Annotated in this window: 1 protein-coding gene; it reads right to left on the bottom strand. The window is 23.3% G+C overall.

Going from position 1 to position 926, the window contains the following annotated elements:
* Positions 1-135: 135 nt before the first annotated feature.
* A partial coding sequence (locus tag M983_RS16585) for a fimbria/pilus outer membrane usher protein (protein ID WP_157091988.1) occupies positions 136-926 on the bottom strand: 791 nt, incomplete at its 5' end.

The raw sequence follows: 926 nt of genomic DNA, 5'->3' as shown, positions 1-926 counted from the left end.
TTGTTATTAATCCAATTTCTATATTTAATACTTTATCAATTTTATAGATATAAGATTGAGTTATAGTATATTCGTAACTAGGTGTATGAAAAATAACAGTGACTTAAGTATGATTCAGAAAAAATTATGTAAACATTAATCTAAATTTTGGCAATTTACCTCTTTAAAATAAAAGCCATTTTTCAAATCTGGTTTATTTAATTTATAGTTAAAATAACATTGTTGTTCTTTTTTTATTCCCCATCTTATATTTACTTTCCCAATAATTGGTAGATTAGACATGTATAATTGATTATTATTATTTATATAAAATGCTTCAGATGATTTTTTATCTGAATTTTCTATATTTGCTATTGCACCAAAAGGAATGTTTTTATTAATTGTAAATAATGCTTTTTCACCACTTTTTATATTTATAAATTTATAAACAATAGCACCTTTAGTTGGGGTGAAATGGTAACTATAATTATCAGTATCATATTTATTATTTAATGAATTTGCATCGATATAAAATTTATTTTCTCTATAACTCTCTAAGTATGGAATGATAGAATAACCACGATTATCTGATTCTGTAGTTAAATTTCCTTGATTTCTAATTTTTTTTGCACCATTATAATTAATAATAGCAAAACTATCATTTAAAGTTTGTGATAGTATAATACTATTACGATAAAAAACTATTCCGCCACTAACACCATAACCTAAATAATGACTATTTTGATTTGTTTGGGTGTTGAATTTCATTGATGAAATTCTACTTAAATAATGAGTGCTTATTGATGTATCAATATTACCTTTATCATTTTTAGATAAACTAATACCGTAATTTAACCTATTATTAAGTAGGTTTCCTCCGCTGAATGATAAGTTATTATAGAAAGATTTTTCTTTATCCTTATAGATGCTACGTATCATCATCCAAT

This window comes from Proteus myxofaciens ATCC 19692 (assembly GCF_001654855.1).
Classification (GTDB): Bacteria; Pseudomonadota; Gammaproteobacteria; order Enterobacterales; family Enterobacteriaceae; genus Proteus; species Proteus myxofaciens.
Note: the sequence above shows the minus strand (reverse complement) of the source record. Positions and strands in the feature narration are given on the sequence as shown.